Origin of the sequence: Roseateles sp. DB2 (assembly GCF_051857535.1) — a bacterium.
Lineage (GTDB): Bacteria > Pseudomonadota > Gammaproteobacteria > Burkholderiales > Burkholderiaceae_C > Roseateles_B.
In genome coordinates this window covers 346,545-364,421 of the sequence record NZ_JBPZGY010000005.1, presented here as the reverse complement: position 1 = coordinate 364,421, position 17,877 = coordinate 346,545, and the positions used below count along the sequence as shown (strand labels likewise).

The following is a 17,877-nucleotide window of genomic DNA, read 5'->3' as shown; positions in this document are numbered from 1 at the left end:
AGGTGTCGAAATCAGCGATGCAGCCGCTGCAAGCCGTAGGTGAACTTGATGAGGTAGTTCACATAGACGTTCACCGGCCGGGTCTCGCTTGCGCTGACCTTGACCGTGCCCGGCGGCTGCAGACTGCTGGTCGGGCCTCCCGTCGTCAACGTGGCCGTGGCGCTCGGCGCGCCCGCAGCCTGGCCGGTGTTGGAGGGTGTCGCTGGCGCTGGCGCGCTGCTGTAGATGTGCTCGTGCGTCTGGAGGGCGAAGGCCTGGATGGAGCCCACCCCCTGGGCCTCGCCCTGCCCGCCCTCTGGCCGCTGGCGCTGGTCCGGATCCGGATCGACAGACGAGCCCGCGGCCGTGCCCCGCAGGAAGTAGCCGCGGTAGTCAGGGATCTTGAATTCGCTGCCGCCCCCGCCGTAGACGAAGCCCAGCACAGCGAAGAGCTCCGGGTACTGCGCGATGGCGAGCGCCCGTCCGTCGCAGAACATCCAGCCCCAGGCCTCGATGGGCGAGGTGCCGTGATCCTGCTGGTCCAGCGCGCCAGCGAAGGGAATGACGGCGCCGACCGGCACGTCGCCGAAGCCGACAGGCGCGAAGAAGGGATGCTGATGCGGATACGGATGCATCATCGCTGGGCCTCGGAGGCATCGGTCGGCAGCAGCGCGGCGGCGGGCCGCACGCCGGCGTCACCGGCCGGCGCGCGCCAGTCCTCGCCTTCCTCCAGCCACTGCAGGGAGGTCGGCACGAGCACCTCCCACGCCGGCCCCACCCGCCGCTGGGGAGGGCGCTGCAGGGCCCCGTGCTTGAGGTCGTTGACCAGCGGCAGGTCGGCCGGGTCGGCGGGCACCAGGCGGTCGGAGCCAAGCCACACCATGCCGCTGGAGCAGAAGTACAGAAAGGCCATCACACGGTGCGGCCGCACAGGCAGCAGGACGCGGGCCTGCCCGGCCTGCAGGAAGGCGGCGAACTGTGTGTCCTCGTCGTCCAGTGGCAGCTCGGCAGGGTCGGCATCGCAGGGCCTGGGCGAGGCGTGGAAGGTGTAGCTCATCTCGCCCCATTCCAAGGCCTCATCCAGGAACTGCACGTAGCGGGGCTCGTTGACCTGCATCTCCGAGGGCGGCGAGCCATCGGGGCTGCTCCACGCCCCGCCCGTCAGCCGCTGCATGCGGTCCAGCAGCAGGCGAAGACAGGCACGCTTGATCTCCCGCTGCTCGATCAGCCGGCACGCCAGGGGCGAGCGAGGCCCGGGGAGCGGCCCGCTGCCCGTGCGCCGACGGTAGGCCTCAAGCTGCGCCTGGTAGCCGGCCATCAGCCGCGCGTGCACGGCCATGCGCCAGGCGTCCATGAGCGGCGGGCCCGGCTCGCAGGCGATCTCCACGATCACCTGGACCGACTCGTCCGATGGCGGCGATGCCTGCGGATCGGCCTCGCCCACGACCACAGGCACGCTGCCGTCCTCCTCGGCCATGGCGGCCTGGCTGGGACCGCCCGCCGGGAAGGCACGGCAGCCCACGACCACGGTCGGCAAGGAAGCCCCCAGGCAGCGCACCGAGGCGCGGACGGCGCGATAGCCCTCCGGCAGGGCCACCAGCGCTTGCTGCCCGCCCCGAAGCGAGGCGCCGGCCGTGCGCAGGGCGGCGGGGGGCACCGGCATCTCGGTGACGCCGTAGCGGGCCGCCAGCCGGGCATAGTTGTCACGGTCCACGTCCTCGAAGCTGAGGATTCCCAGGCAGCGGGGCGGCACGGGACGCAGGTCGTCCATGCCGTTCAGCGCCGCCTCCGCCAGCAGGTAGCCCGCCGCCGGCCGGCTGACCATGCATTCGATCATCAGCCGTTGCCCCTCGTTGACCACGCAGGCTTCGTAGACCTTGTTGACCCAGCGATAGACCGCTCGCAGCGGCCCGGCCCCGTGGGTGTTGTCCAGCACGCTGCTGACCGTGTCCTCGCTCTGGCTCATGCGGCTGCTGGAGCGCAGCAGGCTCACGCTGCGCTGAATGCGATGCACCGTCCGGCTGAGGATCTCCCGGGCGAAGCGCACGGCGTCCTCCACGCCGGGCGTGCTGCCCGGTTGCACCGACTGCGTCCAGCTGCCGTCGAGTGTGGCCTGCGTCGGCGGGCCGTAGGCGCTGGTGAACTTGTTGTACTGCTGTGTGAGGCTGGCCTCGGCCACCGCCTGCCTGGCCTGTTCTTGCAGGCTGCTGCGGCCGTCCTCGGCGGCATTGCCCAACAGCAGCTGCTCGTTGCTGCCGTGGCGGCTCTCCTCGACCTCCCGATGCGTCTGGCGGCTGACGAGCTCGCGCCGCTCGCCACGCATCACCTGCTCGATGCGAGCAACCTCGCCCGCCTGGTAGCGGAGCAGCCGTTGGCGAACCCGCTGCAGCTCGCCGATGGCATAGGGCTCGATCCAGCCGGGAGCGTCCTGCGGCGGTGACGAAGGCCCCAGCGGGGCTGGCGGCAGAGGAAAAACCGCGGCCGGCAGCGCCACCGTGGCATTGAGCAGGGACAGCTGCTGCGCGCGGCTCAGCGGCGAGGCGCACTCGGGCGGGCTGCCGGACGGCGCCGCGGTCTGGACGCGGTCGACGGCATGCGCGACCAAGAGGCAGCGCACCAGCGATTCCAGGAGGGCCGGCAGGTCTCCCAGCAGGATCACGAGGGCGAAATAGCTCTGCCACACGCGGTCCAGGGCCTGGGCGTAGGCCGGCGAGCGGAGATAGTCCCAGGGCAGGCCCCAGCGCTGCAGAAGCGCTGCGAGGTCCGCCTGCAGCGCCAGCGCCCAGGCCTCGGGCGGCAGCTCGGTGTGCCAGAGGCGCTCCTGCAGGGCCGGAAAGTCCTGCACGGGGCAGTCCAGCAGATCCAGCGAGGACAGAAACTCGCCGGCATAGGGCGGCTCGCCGTCCACGAATGCCAGGGCCAGGTCTTGCGCGGCCAGGCGGCCTTGCGTCCGTGCCCGGATGAGATCGCCATAGAAGGCGCTGGCGGGCGGACTGCTGGGCACGTAGGCCATGAAGTTCCACAGGGCGTCCTGCGCCGACATCTGGGGCCAGCGACGCACGTAGAGATAGGGAAAGAGCTCCTGGCTGCTGCCGCCCAGGAGGGACGGGCCACCTGCCAGCTCGGGCGCCAGCGGCGGTATCGGCAGCGGGGTGGGCGGCCAGGGGGAAGGAGGCGGAAATGGCGGCAGCGGCGGCCCAGGCGGCAGCGGAGGAGCCGGTGCGGCATGGACGGGCACCGCCACCATCACGCCCTCGAAGTGGTGCTCATCATCCGGACCGCAGCCGTAGTGCATGTCCGCGAACAGCGCCGTGCACAGCACGTCGTCGATGTGAATGGGTGTTTGCTGGCGGATCCAGCCCCGGGCATGGCATCCGCCGCTGAAGCGCACTTTGAACACGCAGGCCTGCGCGGTGACGAAGACCTGATGCTCCTCGCGGGGCGAGGACCTGCTGCGGATGGACACCACCGTCGGCACGCCATCGCCTGGCTCGCGGTTGACGTGGCAGTCGAACACCAGTCTGCCGTCCAGCCCCCGCCATGTCTCGTGGACCATCTCGTTCACAGGGCCTCCTCCTCACGCCGACCCGCGCCGGGCGGCGCGGGTCGATGGCGCGATCAAGCCATCACGACGTTGTCGAGGTTGAAGGCGAAAGGCTGCGAGTTCGGGCCCGGGCCGCCGCCGGTCATGACGATGTCGGCGCTGGCGATGCCCAGCAGCGAGATCTCGGTGTTGACGCTGGAGATGATGGCGGAGTTCATCACCTCGCCCTGCTCGACCTGCGAGACCACGCCGATCCAGATGGTGGGCTTGAACTGGAACACCGCCTTCTGCTGAGGCGCGATGGAGGTCTTCGTGGCAAGCAGGCGGCCATCCTTGTAGCAGCTGGCGGTGATCGCGCCCTTGGGCAGGCCATTGAGCACTTGCACTTCCTTGGGGCTGGTGCCCGGGCCGCCGGCCACCAGCTGGTTGCCCGACGCGGTCAGTGCCATCTTGTACAGCTCGCCGTTCTGCGCCTTGATCTGCGGCGTGTAGTTGCCGTAGCTGTCAGAAGACCCGACGCTCAGGCCCATGGGGAAGGTGAAGGGGTGGTTGTCACCCTGGCCGCAGTACTGGATGACCTTCCAGGCCACCGACAGCTCATCGAAGTCCGTTGCCACGTTCTTCTGGAAGATGACGATCTGGGAGTTGTTGAGGTCGTTGGATTGATTGATGAAGTTGAGCTTGACTGCCACGATTGGCTCCTGAAGTTGCTAACGATGAGAGTAAGTAGGCACACCAAAGGCGCACCGCATGTCAGCCGCCGATGCCGCGCTTGGAAGCGGCTCGGCAGCGAACTCCTTGAGGCACGGATCGCTACCAGGCGACCACGTTTTCCAAACTGAATTCGTAGGGTTGGGCGGCTGGGCCGGATCCGCCGCCAGTCATGACGAGGTCGGCGCGGGCAACCCCCATCAGGGACAGCTCCTGCGCCTGCTCCGACAGCACGGCCGACTGGAAGGACTGCCCCTCGGCGATCTCGGACGCCACGGCGACCCAGAGACTCGGCGGATACCGGAAGAGCGCCTTCTGTCCCGGCACCACCGCGGTCTTGCAGCCCAGCAGCACGCCCCCGCGGTAAAGGCAGACGTCCACAGCGCCCTGGCTCTGGCCGTTGAGCACCTCGATCACCCCGCCGACGGCATGCGCGGCGGCGCCATCGCGGCGGCAGCGGCGCAGCTGCCTTCCGGCCACCGGCCCCTGGACAAGCTCGAAGGATTGGCCGGGCTGGGCCGCCAGACGCGGCGTGTAGTTGCCCCAGCGGTCCTGCACCGACACTTCAAAGCTCTGCGCAAAGACCACGGGATGGGAGCAGTCACGTCCGCAGTAGCGGATGACCTTCCACGCCACATCCAGCGCACTCATTTCCAGCGCCAGGTTCTTCTGGAAGAGCACGATCTCGACGGTGTGGCCTGCGAGCGAGCGATTGATGAAGTTGAGCTGGGTGTCCATGAGTTCTCCGCTGATGGGATGAACTCTAGGCATCCATCGTGGCCACGGACATTACAGGCCATTACCCGCGGCGAGCCATGGCAGGATGTGCGGGATCAGAGGGGATGCTGCCGGCGTGCGCGTCGCGCGCCGGGCGGTCGATGCGCGGGCATGCGGGCCCACGACAGGGCCGTTCCGGAGCGCCTAGCGCCAGTCCACCGGCAGGGGGTGATGCGCAGCGCGCAGGGCCAGCAGGTCCGCCTCGGTGTCGAGGTCCTGTACCGGTCCCGGGCCGGACAGCGCCGCGAAGTGCACGCGATCACCGTGCGCAGACAGCCAGTGGCGTACGCCCAGGGTCTCGGCCTGTCCGTCGATGGCCTCCAGCGCCTGCGGTCCGAGGATCACCGGGTGCCCGCGTTGCCCTTCCACGGTGGGCACCAGCGCCTGGATGTCGGGGGCCCGCTCGCGCCAGGCCTGCTGCAGGCGCCGCAGATCCTCCCCGCTCAGGGCCGTCATGTCCCCCAGCAGCAGCCACAGCGGCCGCTCCGGCTGCAGCCGGCGATGGGCCTGCAGCGCCAGGCGCTGTGAGTCGATCAGCGAGGGCTGCTCCCGCTCATGCAGCAAGGGGTCCAGGCCGGCACGCAGGGCCAGGGGCAGCAGGGTCTCGCGATAGGGTCCCAGCACCACGCGGGGCTGCTCAACGCCAGCCTCGCGCAAGACCTGGGCCAGGCGCTCCAGCAGGCTTTGCTCGCCAATGTGCAGGGCGGCCTTGGGACGTCCCCCCAGGCGACGGCCCAGGCCGGCGGCGAGGATGATGGCGCCCGGTGCGGGCGACTCCATCAGCGACCGCACACCAGGGCGTCCACAGGCCCGGCGCTCACGGCCGCCTCCGCCTCCTCCAGCCCCTTGGCCTCAGCCACCTGGACCTGCGGCGGCAAGGCAATGCCATTCTTGCGGGCAATGATCTCGGCCATGATGGACAGGGCGATCTCCGCCGGTGTCTTGCTGCCGATGTAGAGCCCCGCCGGGCTGCGCAGCGCCTGCATCTGGGCCGGGCTGAGGTCGAAGTGCTCCTGCAGGCGCTGGCGGCGCTGCTGGGCGTTGCGGCGGGAGCCAATGGCCCCCACGTAGAAGGCCTCAGACTGCAGGGCGTCGATCAGGGCCAGGTCGTCCAGCTTGGGGTCGTGCGTGAGCGCCACGACGGCCGTGCGCGCATCGGGCCTCAGGCGCTGGAGGAGGTCGTCCGGCATCTCGTGGCTGACATGCACGCCCGGGAGGGCCCAGCTGGCGCGCTGCTCCGGCCGCGGGTCGCAGACCATGACCTCGAAGCCCAGGCTCAGGGCCATCTCCGACATGAAGCGTGAGAGGTCACCCGCGCCGATCAGCACCAGCCGGGCCCGCGGCCCGAAGTGGTTGACCAAGGTCTCGCCGTCCCAGCGGGGCAGGCCGTCGGTGCGGCCCGGCCGCAGGGTGACTGCGCCGCTGCGCATGTCGAGGCAGCGCTCGGTACTCTGCCGCGCAGTGCAGGCGGCCAGCAGCGTGTCGACCCGGCTGTGCGGCTGCAGCGGCTCCAGCACCAGTTCCACCGTGCCGCCGCAAGGCAGGCCAAAGCGATGGGCCTGGTCGGCCGAGATGCCATAGCGCAGCACCGCGGGACGGCCCTCGGCACAGACAGCGTCAATGCCCTGCTCGCGGATGCGCAGGATGAGGTCATCCTCGATGCAGCCGCCCGAGACCGAGCCCACGGTCTCGCCCCGGCCGCTGATGGCCATCAGCGAGCCCGGCGGCCGCGGCGAGGAGCCCCAGGTGCGGGCCACCGTCACCAGCAGCGCCGCCTGGCCCGCGGCCTGCCAGCCGGCAGCGGTGCGCAGCACCAGGGTGTCGAGGTCTTCCATGGCGCGACGCAGTTCAGGCGAGCTTGAAGGGCAGCTGGCGCTGCGGCTTGCCGGTCAGCTTGGCAATGGCATTGGCGAAGGCCGGCGCCAGCGGCGGCAGGCCGGGCTCGCCCATGCCGGTGGGTGGCTCGGCGCTGGGCACGATGTGCACGGCGATGGACGGCATGTCCGTGATGCGCGGCACCACGTAGTCCCCGAAATTGCTCTGCTCCACCACGCCGTCCTTGAAGGTGATGGCGGCGCCCGGCAGGCACATGCCAAGGCCCATCAGGGCGGCGCCCTGCACCTGGGCCTCGATGGTGCGCGGGTTCACCGCCAGATTGCAGTGCACGCCGGCCGTGACCTGGTGCAGCACCGCCTGCCCCTTCTTCACCGAGGCCTCGACCACATAGGCCACCACGGTGTCGAAGGACTCATGCACGGCCACGCCGAAGGCCCGGCCCGCCGGCAGCTTGCGCTTGCCGTAGCCGCTCTGGGCCACGGCAAGCTCCAGCGCGGCGCGGTGGCGCGGGTGCTTGTCGCCGAACATCTTGAGGCGATAGGCCACCGGGTCCTGCTTCGTGGCGCGGGCGATCTCGTCCACCAGGGTCTCCATCACGAAGGCCGTGTGGGTGGAGCCCACGCTGCGCCACCACAGCACCGGCACATTGAGCTTGGGATGGTGCACGCGCAGCCGCATGGGGAAGGGATAGGGCTCCTTCATGCCCTCCACCGCGGTCTGGTCGATGCCGTTCTTGACCATGAAGCCTTCGAACAGGGTGCCGGACACGATGGACTGGCCCACGATGACGTGGTCCCAGGCCAGCACATTCCCCTGTTTGTCGAAGCCCAGCAGGGCCTGGTGCAGGTGCATGGGGCGGTAGTAGCCGCCGTGGATGTCGTCCTCGCGGCTCCACTGGGTCTTGATGGGCGCCTCCAGGCCGGCGGCGCGGGCGGCCTTGGCAACAGCGCAGGCCTCAGTGACGAAGTCGCTGGTAGCCACGGCACGGCGGCCGAAACCGCCCCCGGCCATCTGGACCTTGACCGCCACCTGCTCGGCCTTGAGGCCCAGCACCTTGGCGGCAGCCATGCCGTCCACGCCGGGGAACTGGGTGCCCACCCACAGCGTGGCGCCGTCGGGCCGCCACTGCACGGTGCAGTTCAGCGGCTCCATGGGTGCATGGGCCAGGTAGGGGAAGTGGAACTCGGCCTGGATCTTGTGCGGGGCCTTGGCCAGCGGCGCCATGTCGGCCTTGAAATGCTCGGGGCCGTCCTGGCGGGCGAGCTGGCGGTACTGGGCCAGTTGCCGCTTGCTGTCGACCTTCTCGACAGCAGAGGTGTCCCAGTCGATCCTGAGCGCGTCGCGGCCCTGTCTGGCAGGCCAGTAGCCTTCGGCGATCACGGCGATGCCTTCGGCGCCACGGTCCAGGGGCACGCGCAGCACGGCCTTGACGCCGCGCACCGCCCGGGCCGCCGTGTCGTCCACCGTGCGGGGCCTGGCGCCGAAGACCGGCGGGCGGGCGATCACCGCCGTCAGTTGGCCGGGCAGGCGCACGTCAATGCCGAAGTCCTGCTGGCCGCTGCTTTTGGCCTTGCTGTCCAGGCGGTCCGTGGGCTTGCCGATCAGTCGGAAGTCCTTGGGACTCTTGAGCGCGACCTGCTCCGGCACCGGCTGGGCCATGGCGGCCTCGGCCAGCTCGCCATAACCTGCACGGCGGCCGTCGGCAGCGATCACCTGGCCCTGCTCGGTGCGCAGCGTGGCCACGCCCACGTTCCAGCGCGCTGCGGCCGCGCCCATGAGCATGGCCCGGGCGCGGGCGCCCAGCTCGCGGTACTGCATGAAGCTGTTCTTGATGCTGTTGGAGCCGCCAGTCATGTGCAGGCCGAAGGCCGGGTCCACGAAGGCGGGGTCGTTGCTGCCCAGCTCGGCGCGCACGCGGGACCAGTCGGCGTCCAGCTCCTCGGCCAGGATCATGGGCAAGGCCGTGTGCACGCCCTGGCCGAACTCCAGGCGGTTGACCAGCACGGTGACCGTGCCGTCCGTGGCAATGCGCAGAAAGGACACGGGCTGCTGGAAGGGCTTGAGGCCGGCGGCAGGCGGGTCCCCAGCCGCGGCGGCCGTCGCGGCCAGCGGTGCGAAGCCCAGCGCAAAGCCGGTGCCGCCGGTGATCTTGAGAAAGCCGCGACGGCTCAGCGCGGACGGCGCTTCGGGAGCCGCCTCGCGCGCGAGGATGTGCTGCAGCGCGCGAGGCATCTCGGCCGCCAGGGTGGTGCCGAGTTCAGGAGACAGGTGGCGGTTGAGCATGGCAGTCTCCTTCAGGCCAGGTTGCGGGCGGCTTCGGCCACGGCGGCGCGAATGCGGACATAGGTGCCGCAGCGGCAGATGTTGCCGGCCATGGCGGCGTCGATCTCGGCCGTCGTGGGCTGCTTGCCCTTGGGCAGGCTCTTGAGGAAGGCGGTGGCGGACATGATCTGGCCGCTCTGGCAGTAGCCGCACTGGGCCACGTCGTGCTTGACCCAGGCGGCGTGCACGGCGTCACCCACGCGGTCGCCTCCGGCCGTCACGGCCTCGATGGTGGTGACGGACTTGCCCTGCACGGCCGAGACGGGCGTCACGCAGGAACGCACGGCCTGGCCGTCCACATGCACGGTGCAGGCGCCGCACAGCGCGGCGCCGCAACCGAACTTGCTGCCGCACAGGCCCAGGCTGTCACGCAGGGCCCAGAGAACAGGGGTGGCAGGGTCGATGTCGAGCTGGTGCTCGCGGCCGTTGACGAGGAGCTGGGGCATGGCGTCGGGTCTCCGCGGTGGAAAGATGAAGAGGGCGCACCGGCATGCGGACACATGTCCGGCAGGCGAATGACGCAAGGATCAGCCGCCGAATGTAGGCCCTTCCCTGGGCCAGGGATAGCCCATGTGCGCTTGCTGCAGTGTCAAGCCCTGATTGCCAATCAGGCCGCCGGCCGCAGGTGCTGGCGCCGGCCTTGGACCTCCAGACGGGCCAGTTCCTTGTCACCGAGCACATAGTCGGTGTTGCCGGCCAGGCGCTCGATGGCCAGGTCGATGAAGGCCCGCACGCGAGCCGGCTGCGCCACCCGACTGCCCCAGTAGATGTGCAGGCCGTATTGGTCTGCCACATGGGCGGCCAGGACGGGTACCAGGCGGCCTGCGCGCAGATGGGCGGCCGCCATGATGCCGCTGAGCTGGCCGATGACGCGACCCGCCAGCACCGCCTCCATCTCCAGGCTCTCCTCGTTGGTGCAGAAGGCGGGCAGGACGTCCTGTTCCACCGTGCTGCCGTCCACCTTGACATGCCAGGGCAGCAGACGCCCGGTGGACGGATGACGGAAGCCGCTGCAGCGGTGCGAGGCCAGCTCCGCCAGGCTGGCAGGGGCGCCGTGGCGCTCCAGGTAGGCCGGCGCGGCGCATAGGATCAGTTGCAGGGAGAAGAGCCGCCGGGCGATCACGCCATCGGCCGGCGCCGAGCCCACGCGAAAGCCTACGTCGACCCGGTCCTCCACCCAGTTGCCGATGCGGTCGTCCAGTTGCACCTCGGGCTGGGCGTCGGGATGGCGGCGGCAGAACTCGTCAAGCAAAGCGCCGATCACGGGCTGGAAGCTGGAGCGCGGGCCCACGATGCGCAGGGGCCCGGCCACCTCGTCTCGCGCCTGGCGCACCACCTGGAAGGCGCGCTCCAGGCCCTGCAGGGCCGGCAGGGCGGCATCCATGAAGAGCCGGCCCTCGTCCGTCAGGGACATATTGCGCGTGGTGCGGTGAAAGAGCCGCGCCCCCAGCTTGAGCTCCAGCTGCGCCAGGGCCTGGCTGGCCGCCTGGGGGCTGATGCCCTCGGCCGCCGCCGCGCGGCGCAGGCTGCCCAGCTCGGCGGTCTTGACGAAGATGGTGAGGGTGCGCAGCTCGCTCTGGGCCATGGACAGCAGCTCCGGCTGGAGATGAATCAAGAAAGAAGCCGGCAGATTATCAAGCCGGACTTGCCAATTCCACTGTCCTGGCAGGCCTTGCTCCCAGGGCCGTCTCAAGCATGCCCTTCCAGCATGCGATGCGCCACCTGACGCCAGCGCGGGTCCGGGGCACGCGTGTCCTCCTGCCAGCAGGCATGCACGCCCTTGATCACATGCTCGTCGTCCTGGGCCAGGGCGGCGCGGTGCAGGGCCGGCCAGGCCGCAGACGGGGGTGCGGGCACCTCGTCCTGCCACTGCAGGCGCCCGGCCATCCAGCCGGCCACGGCGGCGCGATCCAGGGCCGCAACCAGGGGCTGCTGATCAACCGACAGTGGCAGCAGCGGCAGCAGCACCCGCAACGCCCTCAGCCCCGTGATCAGGTGCAGCACCGTGAAATTGCGGCTGTGCAGATAGGCCTCACGGGCCACGACCAGCAGTTGCTCGCGGCGCTGGAGCAGCCCGGACGCCGGCGCCAGCCGCTCCGCCAAGTCCGCGTAGACCGGTGTCTCGGCGGCGCTGCGCATGCGGTAGATGATCATGGGCAGCTCGCTGCGCCAGCCTTGCGTGCGGCTGCGCAGGGCCTCGGCCCAGGCTTCGGGGGGCATCGTAGGGCCGCCCGCTCGTCCGGTCGATTGTCCTGCCGGCAGCAGCTCCCACCACGCGGCCCAGGTGGCCAAGGCGGCAGCCAGCTCACCCCGATGGCCGCTTTCCCAGGCGTGCGCCGTACGGATCAGGCCATGGAAAGCAAAGGCATGAGGCGACCTCAGCAGGCCCTCCAGGTGGGAGCCCAGCACCTCCGCGGCCGGCTGCTGGGTCAGCAGGGCCGCGAAATAGGCCTGCAGCCAGGGGTAGCCCTCGGGCTGGCCGCGATGCACCAGCCATTCATCCGCCCCGGCGGCTCCGGCCCTGTGCCGCTGGGCCGCGCGCAGGGCTGAGGCCTGCTGAGCGTCCGTTGCGCGCCGGGCGGTGGCCAGCTTGGGCCGCTCATGCTGGACCAGGGCCTGCAGCCGCCGGGCATCCGCCCCCATCTCCCAGGCTGCGTGCAGGACCATGGGGAGGTGGTTGCTCATGGCGCCGTCAAAGGCGGGGCCGAAAGCCTGGGCCTCGTCCAGTTCCTGGTGCAGCAGGGCCTGCGAGCCGGCCTTGGGCTGCGGCGCCCTGCTCGCTCGTTCCGTCCCGGATCCTGCGGATCCCCCGTCCTCGAAGCTTCGGGCCCAGTCCCGGAAAGCATGGTTCAACACTTCATTCATCGCCGTTCTCCTCGCTGTTGCACGATACGATGGGCGCATGTTGCAAGTTCAAGTGAACTTGAAGTCAAGCCCCCTTCTGCACCTCATTGCCCTTGCTGAGGAACCCGTCCATGAGCGACACCTCCCCTGCCCTGCTGCCCATCGGCGATTTCGCCCGCCGTGCCGGCGTGGCCGCCAGCGCCCTGCGCTTCTACGAGGAGCAGGGCCTGCTGCTGAGCCGCCGCAGCGCCTCGGGCCGCCGCCAGTACGCGCGCAGCGACCTGCGCCGGGTGGCCTTCATCCGCGCAGCACAGCAGGTGGGCCTGAGCCTGGACCAGATCCGCACCGCGCTGGCCAGCCTGCCGGACGCCCGCACGCCCACCGCGCGCGACTGGGAGCGCCTCTCGCGCGCCTGGCAGCCCCTGCTGGCGGCGCGCATCGCGGCGCTGCAGCAGTTGCAGGACACGCTCGCCTCCTGCATAGGTTGCGGCTGTCTTTCGCTCACCAAGTGCAAGCTCTACAACCCGCAGGATGCCGCCGGGAGACGCGGTGCAGGCGCCCGCTACTGGACGGGCGACAGGGCCAGCCAGGTCCTGGCGGAGCTCGAGTTGGAAGCACCGCCAGCGAAGAGCCCCCACGGCAAGGGAAGCTGAGGGCCGGGGCGTGACAGCACCTTGACGCCCCACTATCCTCGCGGACTGACCCCCTGCTCCCGCGCTCCCGGGCGTCCTGCCTGAGACCGATGCCAGAGGGTCAGGTCTTGCCCAGGGCCCCGCGTCGACATCGAACAGCCAGGAGAATCGCATGGAATTCGTCGGGTTCAAGTCATCGCGGGCGGCGCTTGGCGAGATCGAGATCGCCTATTGCATCGGCGGCTCGGGCCCTCCCCTGCTGCTGCTGCACGGATTCCCGCAGAACAAGTCCATGTGGGCACGCATCGCGCCACAGCTGGCCAGGCATTACACCGTGGTGGCCGCGGATCTGCGGGGCTACGGCGACTCCAGCAAGCCACGCGACCAGGCCGATCACTCGAACTACTCCTTCCGCGCCTTCGCCGAAGACCAGTTGGGCCTGATGCGCAGCCTGGGCTTCGAACGCTTCCATCTGGTCGGCCACGACCGCGGCGGGCGCACCGCCCACCGGATGGCCCTGGACCACCCCGAGGCCGTGCGCTCGCTGACCGTCATGGACATCGTGCCCACCCTGGCCATGTTCATGGATACCAACCGCCAGGTCGCGGCCACTTACTGGCACTGGTACTTCCTGCAGCAGCCGGAGCCCTTCCCGGAGCGCCTCATCGGCCAGGACCCGGACTACTTCTATGAGACCTGCCTGCTGGGCTGGGGCAAGACGCGACTGGACGACTTCGACCCGGCGATGCTCGCCGACTACCGCCGCTGCTGGCACGACCCCGCCATGATCCACGGCTCCTGCTCGGACTACCGTGCCGCCGCCACGGTGGACCTGGCCTTGGATCAGGCGGATGCAGAACGGCGCGTCGAGTGCCCGACGCTGGTCTTCCACGGCACGGCCGGTGTGATGACTGCGCTCTTCGACATCCCCGCCGAGTGGCGCAAGCGCTGCCGCACCGTGCAGACGGCCTCCCTGCCCGGGGGGCACTTCTTCGCGGACCAGTTCCCTGACGAAACGGCTGCGGAACTGCTGCGCTTTCTGGGCGGAGTCTGCGAGCCCTGAAGCAGGCGCGCGGCACCACAGGGTCGTTCTCAGCCCTCGGCGCGCAGGCCGTAGAGCAGCGCTGCAGCCATCGGCGGCCAGCCCAGCAGCGACTGTCGATGCCACCAGCGCGAGCCTGAGGGCAGCGGCAGATCCGATCGCAGCGGCCGGGCGGATGCCAGGAGGTGCTCGACCAGGCGCGCTGCATCGAGGCGCTGTGCAATACGCCGACGCCATTGGAAATGCGACTCCTGCGGTGAGCGCGTCGCCAGGCCGCCAATGCGCAACACCCTCCAGACGGCAGCCGGACCGGCAAGATTGGGTGATCCCGGGGTGATGGACCGGGCGCAGGTCGACAGGATCTCGTCGAGGCAGGCGAGGTCGGTGCTGTCATTGACCAGCAGGGTCACGCGCGAAAGGGGGACGCGATCGAGCAGTTGCCCCAGTTCCCACGCGCAGCCCGCGTTCGTCGGCGGGAACTCAGGGCGGCGCCACAGATAGTGCGCCACGAGGCCGATGAAGCCGGCCAGCGGGACAAGACCCCAGCCCCAATGGAGCGGGGCCTCCTGAGAGGAAGGTGCGCGGTATCCCGTGAGCATCGACCAGGCCAGCGGCAGCAGGCAGAGGGCCCCGAAGATGACGGGGACCAGCCGATCAAGCTCCGCCGACAGCCTGGCCCACCCCGTGCGCCTGTCCAGTGGCGCCCCGGCAAAGGCTGCGGCCTCGAGAATGACCGCGTCACTGGGTGTCCAAGGGATGGCCGCACCCTCGCCCGGAGCCGCCCTGGCGCTGACCGGACAGCCCACGGGGGGCGGCATCATCCGGCCCGAACGCCCACGTCAAACACCGGGGGGAAATGCGCCGCATCCACTTGCTTCGCCGCCAGCGCGGCGCCCAGCCGGGCGAGTCTGTCCAGGTTCTGGGGCCTGTCCATCTCCTGCATGGAACTGAGATACGCTGCATCCACCGCCTCCCCGAGGTCCAGGCCGGCCTGGGCGAACCAGCCGGCGGTGAACAGGGCGTTGTAGCGGTGGTAGGTGAACAGGGCATTGCCGCCCAGCACGGGTCCGGCGAGATCCATTTCGGCATCGATCGCGCGGGCGGTGGGCGTGGGCACCGAGAGCCACTGCATCATCGTTTCGACGAGATCGCCGCAGTCCTCCATGAGGTTCTTGAGCGCCAGCAGGGCCTGGGCAGCAGCGAGATCCGTGGCCCGGCCTGAGAGATCCACCCGGGCATCAGCCTTTCCGGTGCCCACCGAGACAAGCAGCATCTGGTCCGCGCCCGCCTGCCAGCCAAAGCGATAGCCGTCCATCGTGGCCACCATCAGGGCCAGCAGCGAGGGGTTGTTGTGCGGGCTGACACCGCCATCGATGAACAGTCCCGCCGTGGCCTGCCGCTCCGCACCCGCCTGGGACTGGATGACGATCTCCTCCCCCGCGAAGAAGGTCGGCGCCGCGGTGCTGGCACGCACCACCTGCCACAGCGGGTACTCACCGTTGGGAATGATGCGGGGATCCTCCTGCGGACCGTAGAACCTGGCCGCGGGGTTGTTCGTCAGCGCCCAGGTGCTGCCGGAATCAAGGCGCTTGGTCACGACCAGCAGCCCCGTGCGGAACGCGGTGTCCTTCATCGCCTGGCCGCCCAGCACCTCGCTCAGCGCGGCCGCCACGTCCTCGGCCTTGTACTTCTCCATCGTGAGGCCCTGGCGCCAGAAGCTGCGCTTGAAGACCTTGTCACCGAGCTTGCGGTAGTGCCCGTCGATCTCCTCGGCGCTCATGCCCTTGGCAAGGCCGGCCGCAATGATGGCGCCGGTGGATGTGCCGGCGATGAGGTCGAAGTAGTCCGCCAGCACCAGGGTAGGGTCGCCGAAGCGCTCACGCAGCAGCTGTTCAATCTTCTTGAGCACCTGCACGGTCATCATGCCGCGAAGGCCTCCGCCGTCGAGGGACAGGATGCGCTTGGGGCCGTGTGTGGGGTCCAGGTGCTGCTCAAAAGTGCGGTAGTGGGCCATGTAGTCTCCGATGGGAGGGTGAAGCGAATGCGTCTCAGGAGAAAGGCTGGGCCTCGATGTCATGCATCACGGCGCGTGCCAGGTCAGCGCCTATGCCCAGGCGCTCGAACAGGGCCAACTGCCCGCGCGCGGAGTCCCAGTAAAAGCCGCGCTGGGAGGGGATGGCGTCGCGATAGGCCTGCACGACGGCACTGTGGCCGCTCGTGTCCGTGCCGCGTGCATGCCCGAGGAACAGCAGGTCTGCAGCACTGATGGCGGCCCACACCCGGGCATCGCCTCGACTGGCCTCTACGGCCTGCTGGATGGCCGCGCCCACCACCGGCTCGATCTGGCCCAGTTGCTCGCCCAGGTCCTCCAGATAGCGATGGGCCTTGGCAGCGCTGCCGCCAAAGAGGTTCACGAACTTGGGGTGCGCTGACAGCGACTGAAGGATGCGCCCCATCTGCAGGGCCGTGAGGCCGGAGAAGAAATGGTTCAAGTCGGCCCTGTGAGCGGCCAGGTAGGCCTCGTAGCAGTCCTTGGCCCTGCGATCGATGGCGCGCTCCCGCCGCTCGACCTCCGTGCCCAGGTGATCGAAGGCCTGGCGCCACTGCGTCTTGAGGTTGCGCGCCAGCAGCGCCTGCGCCTCCGCGCGCACGGCCGGCGGCAGCTCACCCTGGTCCAGCACGCGCCGGATGGTCTGGGTGGAGCGCTCCAGCCGCTCCAGCTCCCTGCTGCGCTTGTACTGGCGCTCGTAGAGGTTGGACAGGGCCAGTTGGGTGTCGAGGTCGTCGGCGCTCTGCGCCGCGGCTTCCCAGGTGGCCACCGCAGCGTCCACCTCGTTCATCACCCAAAGCGCCCGCCCGACCGCCTTGAACGCCTCGCGCTCGTAGACCGTGCCGCGAGCGTCCTCGGCCAGACGCGCCAGGGCTGTCTTGTCCTTGCAGGCTTCTGCCCGCTGCACCGCTTCGACGAAGGTCGTCGGGATCTCCACGATGCAGCCGACGTTCGCCTCGGGCAGCGAGGGCATCGTCATGAAGACGGGGCTGTCGGTCGCCCGCTGAGTGCCTGTCGTCGCGTTCAGTGCCGCGATGAGTGCATCCGTCGCACCTCGGGGCTCGTCGATGGCGTAGCTCAGGTAGCGCAGGCCGGCGATGTCGAAGGGCGTGCCATCAGACGAAGGCTCGCCCTTGATCAGCACCGTGTGCCGCCGACGCAGCGCATGCCGCACGCCCAGCTCGTAGAACACATTGGCGTTGTGCACCGTGATGTCGCAGACGACGAGATCCGCCTTCACGATGCGCACGAACATATCCTTGTGGATGCTGCCCGCGTCGACGAACTCGGTGGTCGTGCCTCCGTCCATCCCGCACGCCTTCAATGCCGGCGCGATGAGGTCTTCATGCACCTTGTCAAAGTTGATTCTGCGGCCTTGGGAATCGGTCTTCTCGCCAAATCCCCGGATCACGAAACAGCGCATACAGCCTCCCTCCCCGTGCAGACATGTCGTCAGGACGCGGTCATTCACGCATCCGGTTCGTACTGCTTCTCGAAGGTCTCGGCGTCCACGGCGTAGGCGTCCGATCCATCGGCCTCATTGGAGACCAGCCAGTCGCCCGCCTTGTAGGCTGTGCGGCCTTCCTTGGTGTCCACTCGGCCGGACCCAAGCGCCTGCTCGGCCCAGACCTTGCCGGTCTTCTCGTACCTTCCCTGGCCCAGGGCCGTGTAGGTGCGGGCAAAGGAGTCGGCGTCGACGGTGTACACCTCCCCCCCGTTGTCCACCACCCAGTCATTGGCCTTGCATTGCTGCTCGCCGCCCCACTTCTGGTACCGGAAGCCTTCGGTGACCAGGCGGAGCTGCACCGCCACCACCGCCTGGCCCGGCCGCCGTCGCCAGCACTTTCTTTCACCCATGACGATCCTCCAATGCCGAGAGCCGGCCACACCGGCCTCACGAGCTTGACCGGCGCATTGTGAATCCAAGCCTGGGCAGGAGGGTGAGCACGGACCCTGACTCAATCAAGGTTCATCCGCTGATCCAGGCCGCATAGCAAGGCAGGTCTCTTGGGCCTCTGGGCGATTCCTGCGGCCGTGGTGCCGACGCCCGCTGCCATCGTCCGGGGACCGGCATGTCATCGTCAAGATTGACTACGGGATCACCTGTAGTGCGGCTGAAAAAGCCCGGAGACCGCCGCTA

Annotated in this window: 16 protein-coding genes; 2 read left to right on the top strand and 14 right to left on the bottom strand. The window is 69.4% G+C overall.

All coding sequences use genetic code 11. The features are described 5' to 3' along the window. Positions 1–11: 11 nt before the first annotated feature. From ACS5PK_RS11080 to ACS5PK_RS11035, 10 genes are all read right to left on the bottom strand, one after another. A complete protein-coding gene (locus tag ACS5PK_RS11080; RefSeq protein WP_439440289.1) occupies positions 12–617 on the bottom strand; it encodes a phage tail protein in 606 nt (201 codons plus the stop codon). Beyond that, complete coding sequence (locus ACS5PK_RS11075) at positions 614–3,535, bottom strand: hypothetical protein (RefSeq protein ID WP_439440355.1); 2,922 nt, start codon at positions 3,533–3,535, stop codon at positions 614–616. The genes ACS5PK_RS11080 and ACS5PK_RS11075 overlap by 4 nt, the downstream gene beginning before the upstream one ends. Positions 3,536–3,597: 62 nt before the next feature. Beyond that, a complete protein-coding gene (locus ACS5PK_RS11070) occupies positions 3,598–4,215 on the bottom strand; it encodes a hypothetical protein (protein WP_439440288.1) in 618 nt (205 codons plus the stop codon). Between the two features lie 121 nt (positions 4,216–4,336). Then, complete coding sequence (locus tag ACS5PK_RS11065) at positions 4,337–4,972, bottom strand: hypothetical protein (protein WP_439440287.1); 636 nt, start codon at positions 4,970–4,972, stop codon at positions 4,337–4,339. A 183-nt stretch (positions 4,973–5,155) separates the two neighbouring features. Beyond that, positions 5,156–5,791: a nucleotidyltransferase family protein gene (locus tag ACS5PK_RS11060; protein ID WP_439440286.1), complete on the bottom strand. Its 636-nt coding sequence runs from the start codon at positions 5,789–5,791 to the stop codon at positions 5,156–5,158. Continuing rightward, positions 5,791–6,846 carry an XdhC family protein gene (locus tag ACS5PK_RS11055; protein WP_439440285.1) on the bottom strand — a complete coding sequence of 352 codons (1,056 nt, stop codon included), beginning with the start codon at positions 6,844–6,846 and terminating at the stop codon, positions 5,791–5,793. Before ACS5PK_RS11055 ends, ACS5PK_RS11060 begins: the two co-directional genes overlap by 1 nt. A gap of 13 nt (positions 6,847–6,859) precedes the next feature. Next, a complete protein-coding gene (locus ACS5PK_RS11050) occupies positions 6,860–9,130 on the bottom strand; it encodes a molybdopterin cofactor-binding domain-containing protein (RefSeq protein ID WP_439440284.1) in 2,271 nt (756 codons plus the stop codon). A gap of 11 nt (positions 9,131–9,141) precedes the next feature. After that, positions 9,142–9,615 (bottom strand): (2Fe-2S)-binding protein, encoded by a 474-nt coding sequence (locus tag ACS5PK_RS11045; protein ID WP_439440283.1) that lies wholly within the window; start codon positions 9,613–9,615, stop codon positions 9,142–9,144. A gap of 161 nt (positions 9,616–9,776) precedes the next feature. Next, entirely contained in the window at positions 9,777–10,784 is a 1,008-nt protein-coding gene (locus tag ACS5PK_RS11040; protein ID WP_439440282.1) for a LysR family transcriptional regulator, read from the bottom strand. 74 nt (positions 10,785–10,858) lie between these two features. Further along, positions 10,859–12,034: a questin oxidase family protein gene (locus ACS5PK_RS11035; RefSeq protein ID WP_439440281.1), complete on the bottom strand. Its 1,176-nt coding sequence runs from the start codon at positions 12,032–12,034 to the stop codon at positions 10,859–10,861. 110 nt (positions 12,035–12,144) lie between these two features. Between ACS5PK_RS11035 and soxR the strand changes: the two genes are divergently transcribed. Then, entirely contained in the window at positions 12,145–12,666 is a 522-nt protein-coding gene (soxR, locus tag ACS5PK_RS11030; RefSeq protein ID WP_439440280.1) for a redox-sensitive transcriptional activator SoxR, read from the top strand. A gap of 151 nt (positions 12,667–12,817) precedes the next feature. Continuing rightward, positions 12,818–13,708, top strand: a complete 891-nt coding sequence (locus ACS5PK_RS11025) for an alpha/beta fold hydrolase (RefSeq protein WP_439440279.1) — start codon at positions 12,818–12,820, stop codon at positions 13,706–13,708. A gap of 29 nt (positions 13,709–13,737) precedes the next feature. On the opposite strand, the gene ACS5PK_RS11020 is transcribed toward ACS5PK_RS11025, so the two are convergent. The 4 genes from ACS5PK_RS11020 to ACS5PK_RS11005 all read right to left on the bottom strand — a co-directional run bounded on the left by ACS5PK_RS11020 (position 13,738) and on the right by ACS5PK_RS11005 (position 17,594). Continuing rightward, positions 13,738–14,508, bottom strand: a complete 771-nt coding sequence (locus ACS5PK_RS11020) for a hypothetical protein (protein ID WP_439440278.1) — start codon at positions 14,506–14,508, stop codon at positions 13,738–13,740. After that, positions 14,505–15,701: a patatin-like phospholipase family protein gene (locus ACS5PK_RS11015; protein ID WP_439440277.1), complete on the bottom strand. Its 1,197-nt coding sequence runs from the start codon at positions 15,699–15,701 to the stop codon at positions 14,505–14,507. Before ACS5PK_RS11015 ends, ACS5PK_RS11020 begins: the two co-directional genes overlap by 4 nt. 34 nt (positions 15,702–15,735) lie before the next feature. Further along, complete coding sequence (locus ACS5PK_RS11010) at positions 15,736–17,046, bottom strand: tetratricopeptide repeat-containing protein (protein ID WP_439440276.1); 1,311 nt, start codon at positions 17,044–17,046, stop codon at positions 15,736–15,738. 158 nt (positions 17,047–17,204) lie between these two features. Then, the gene (locus ACS5PK_RS11005) at positions 17,205–17,594 is read right to left on the bottom strand and encodes a hypothetical protein (protein ID WP_439440275.1); all 390 of its coding nucleotides are present in this window, start codon (positions 17,592–17,594) and stop codon (positions 17,205–17,207) included. Positions 17,595–17,877 lie beyond the last annotated feature (283 nt).

What these genes read in the sequence shown, in the direction of transcription:
- ACS5PK_RS11080 (WP_439440289.1), bottom strand. Translation starts at nt 617, where the DNA reads ATGATGCATCCGTATCCGCATCAGCATCCCTTCTTCGCGCCTGTCGGC.
- ACS5PK_RS11075 (WP_439440355.1), bottom strand. Translation starts at nt 3,535, where the DNA reads ATGGTCCACGAGACATGGCGGGGGCTGGACGGCAGACTGGTGTTCGAC.
- ACS5PK_RS11065 (WP_439440287.1), bottom strand. Translation starts at nt 4,972, where the DNA reads ATGGACACCCAGCTCAACTTCATCAATCGCTCGCTCGCAGGCCACACC.
- ACS5PK_RS11060 (WP_439440286.1), bottom strand. Translation starts at nt 5,791, where the DNA reads ATGGAGTCGCCCGCACCGGGCGCCATCATCCTCGCCGCCGGCCTGGGC.
- ACS5PK_RS11055 (WP_439440285.1), bottom strand. Translation starts at nt 6,846, where the DNA reads ATGGAAGACCTCGACACCCTGGTGCTGCGCACCGCTGCCGGCTGGCAG.
- ACS5PK_RS11050 (WP_439440284.1), bottom strand. Translation starts at nt 9,130, where the DNA reads ATGCTCAACCGCCACCTGTCTCCTGAACTCGGCACCACCCTGGCGGCC.
- ACS5PK_RS11045 (WP_439440283.1), bottom strand. Translation starts at nt 9,615, where the DNA reads ATGCCCCAGCTCCTCGTCAACGGCCGCGAGCACCAGCTCGACATCGAC.
- ACS5PK_RS11035 (WP_439440281.1), bottom strand. Translation starts at nt 12,034, where the DNA reads ATGAATGAAGTGTTGAACCATGCTTTCCGGGACTGGGCCCGAAGCTTC.
- soxR (WP_439440280.1), top strand. Translation starts at nt 12,145, where the DNA reads ATGAGCGACACCTCCCCTGCCCTGCTGCCCATCGGCGATTTCGCCCGC.
- ACS5PK_RS11025 (WP_439440279.1), top strand. Translation starts at nt 12,818, where the DNA reads ATGGAATTCGTCGGGTTCAAGTCATCGCGGGCGGCGCTTGGCGAGATC.
- ACS5PK_RS11020 (WP_439440278.1), bottom strand. Translation starts at nt 14,508, where the DNA reads ATGATGCCGCCCCCCGTGGGCTGTCCGGTCAGCGCCAGGGCGGCTCCG.
- ACS5PK_RS11015 (WP_439440277.1), bottom strand. Translation starts at nt 15,701, where the DNA reads ATGGCCCACTACCGCACTTTTGAGCAGCACCTGGACCCCACACACGGC.
- ACS5PK_RS11010 (WP_439440276.1), bottom strand. Translation starts at nt 17,046, where the DNA reads ATGGACGGAGGCACGACCACCGAGTTCGTCGACGCGGGCAGCATCCAC.
- ACS5PK_RS11005 (WP_439440275.1), bottom strand. Translation starts at nt 17,594, where the DNA reads ATGGGTGAAAGAAAGTGCTGGCGACGGCGGCCGGGCCAGGCGGTGGTG.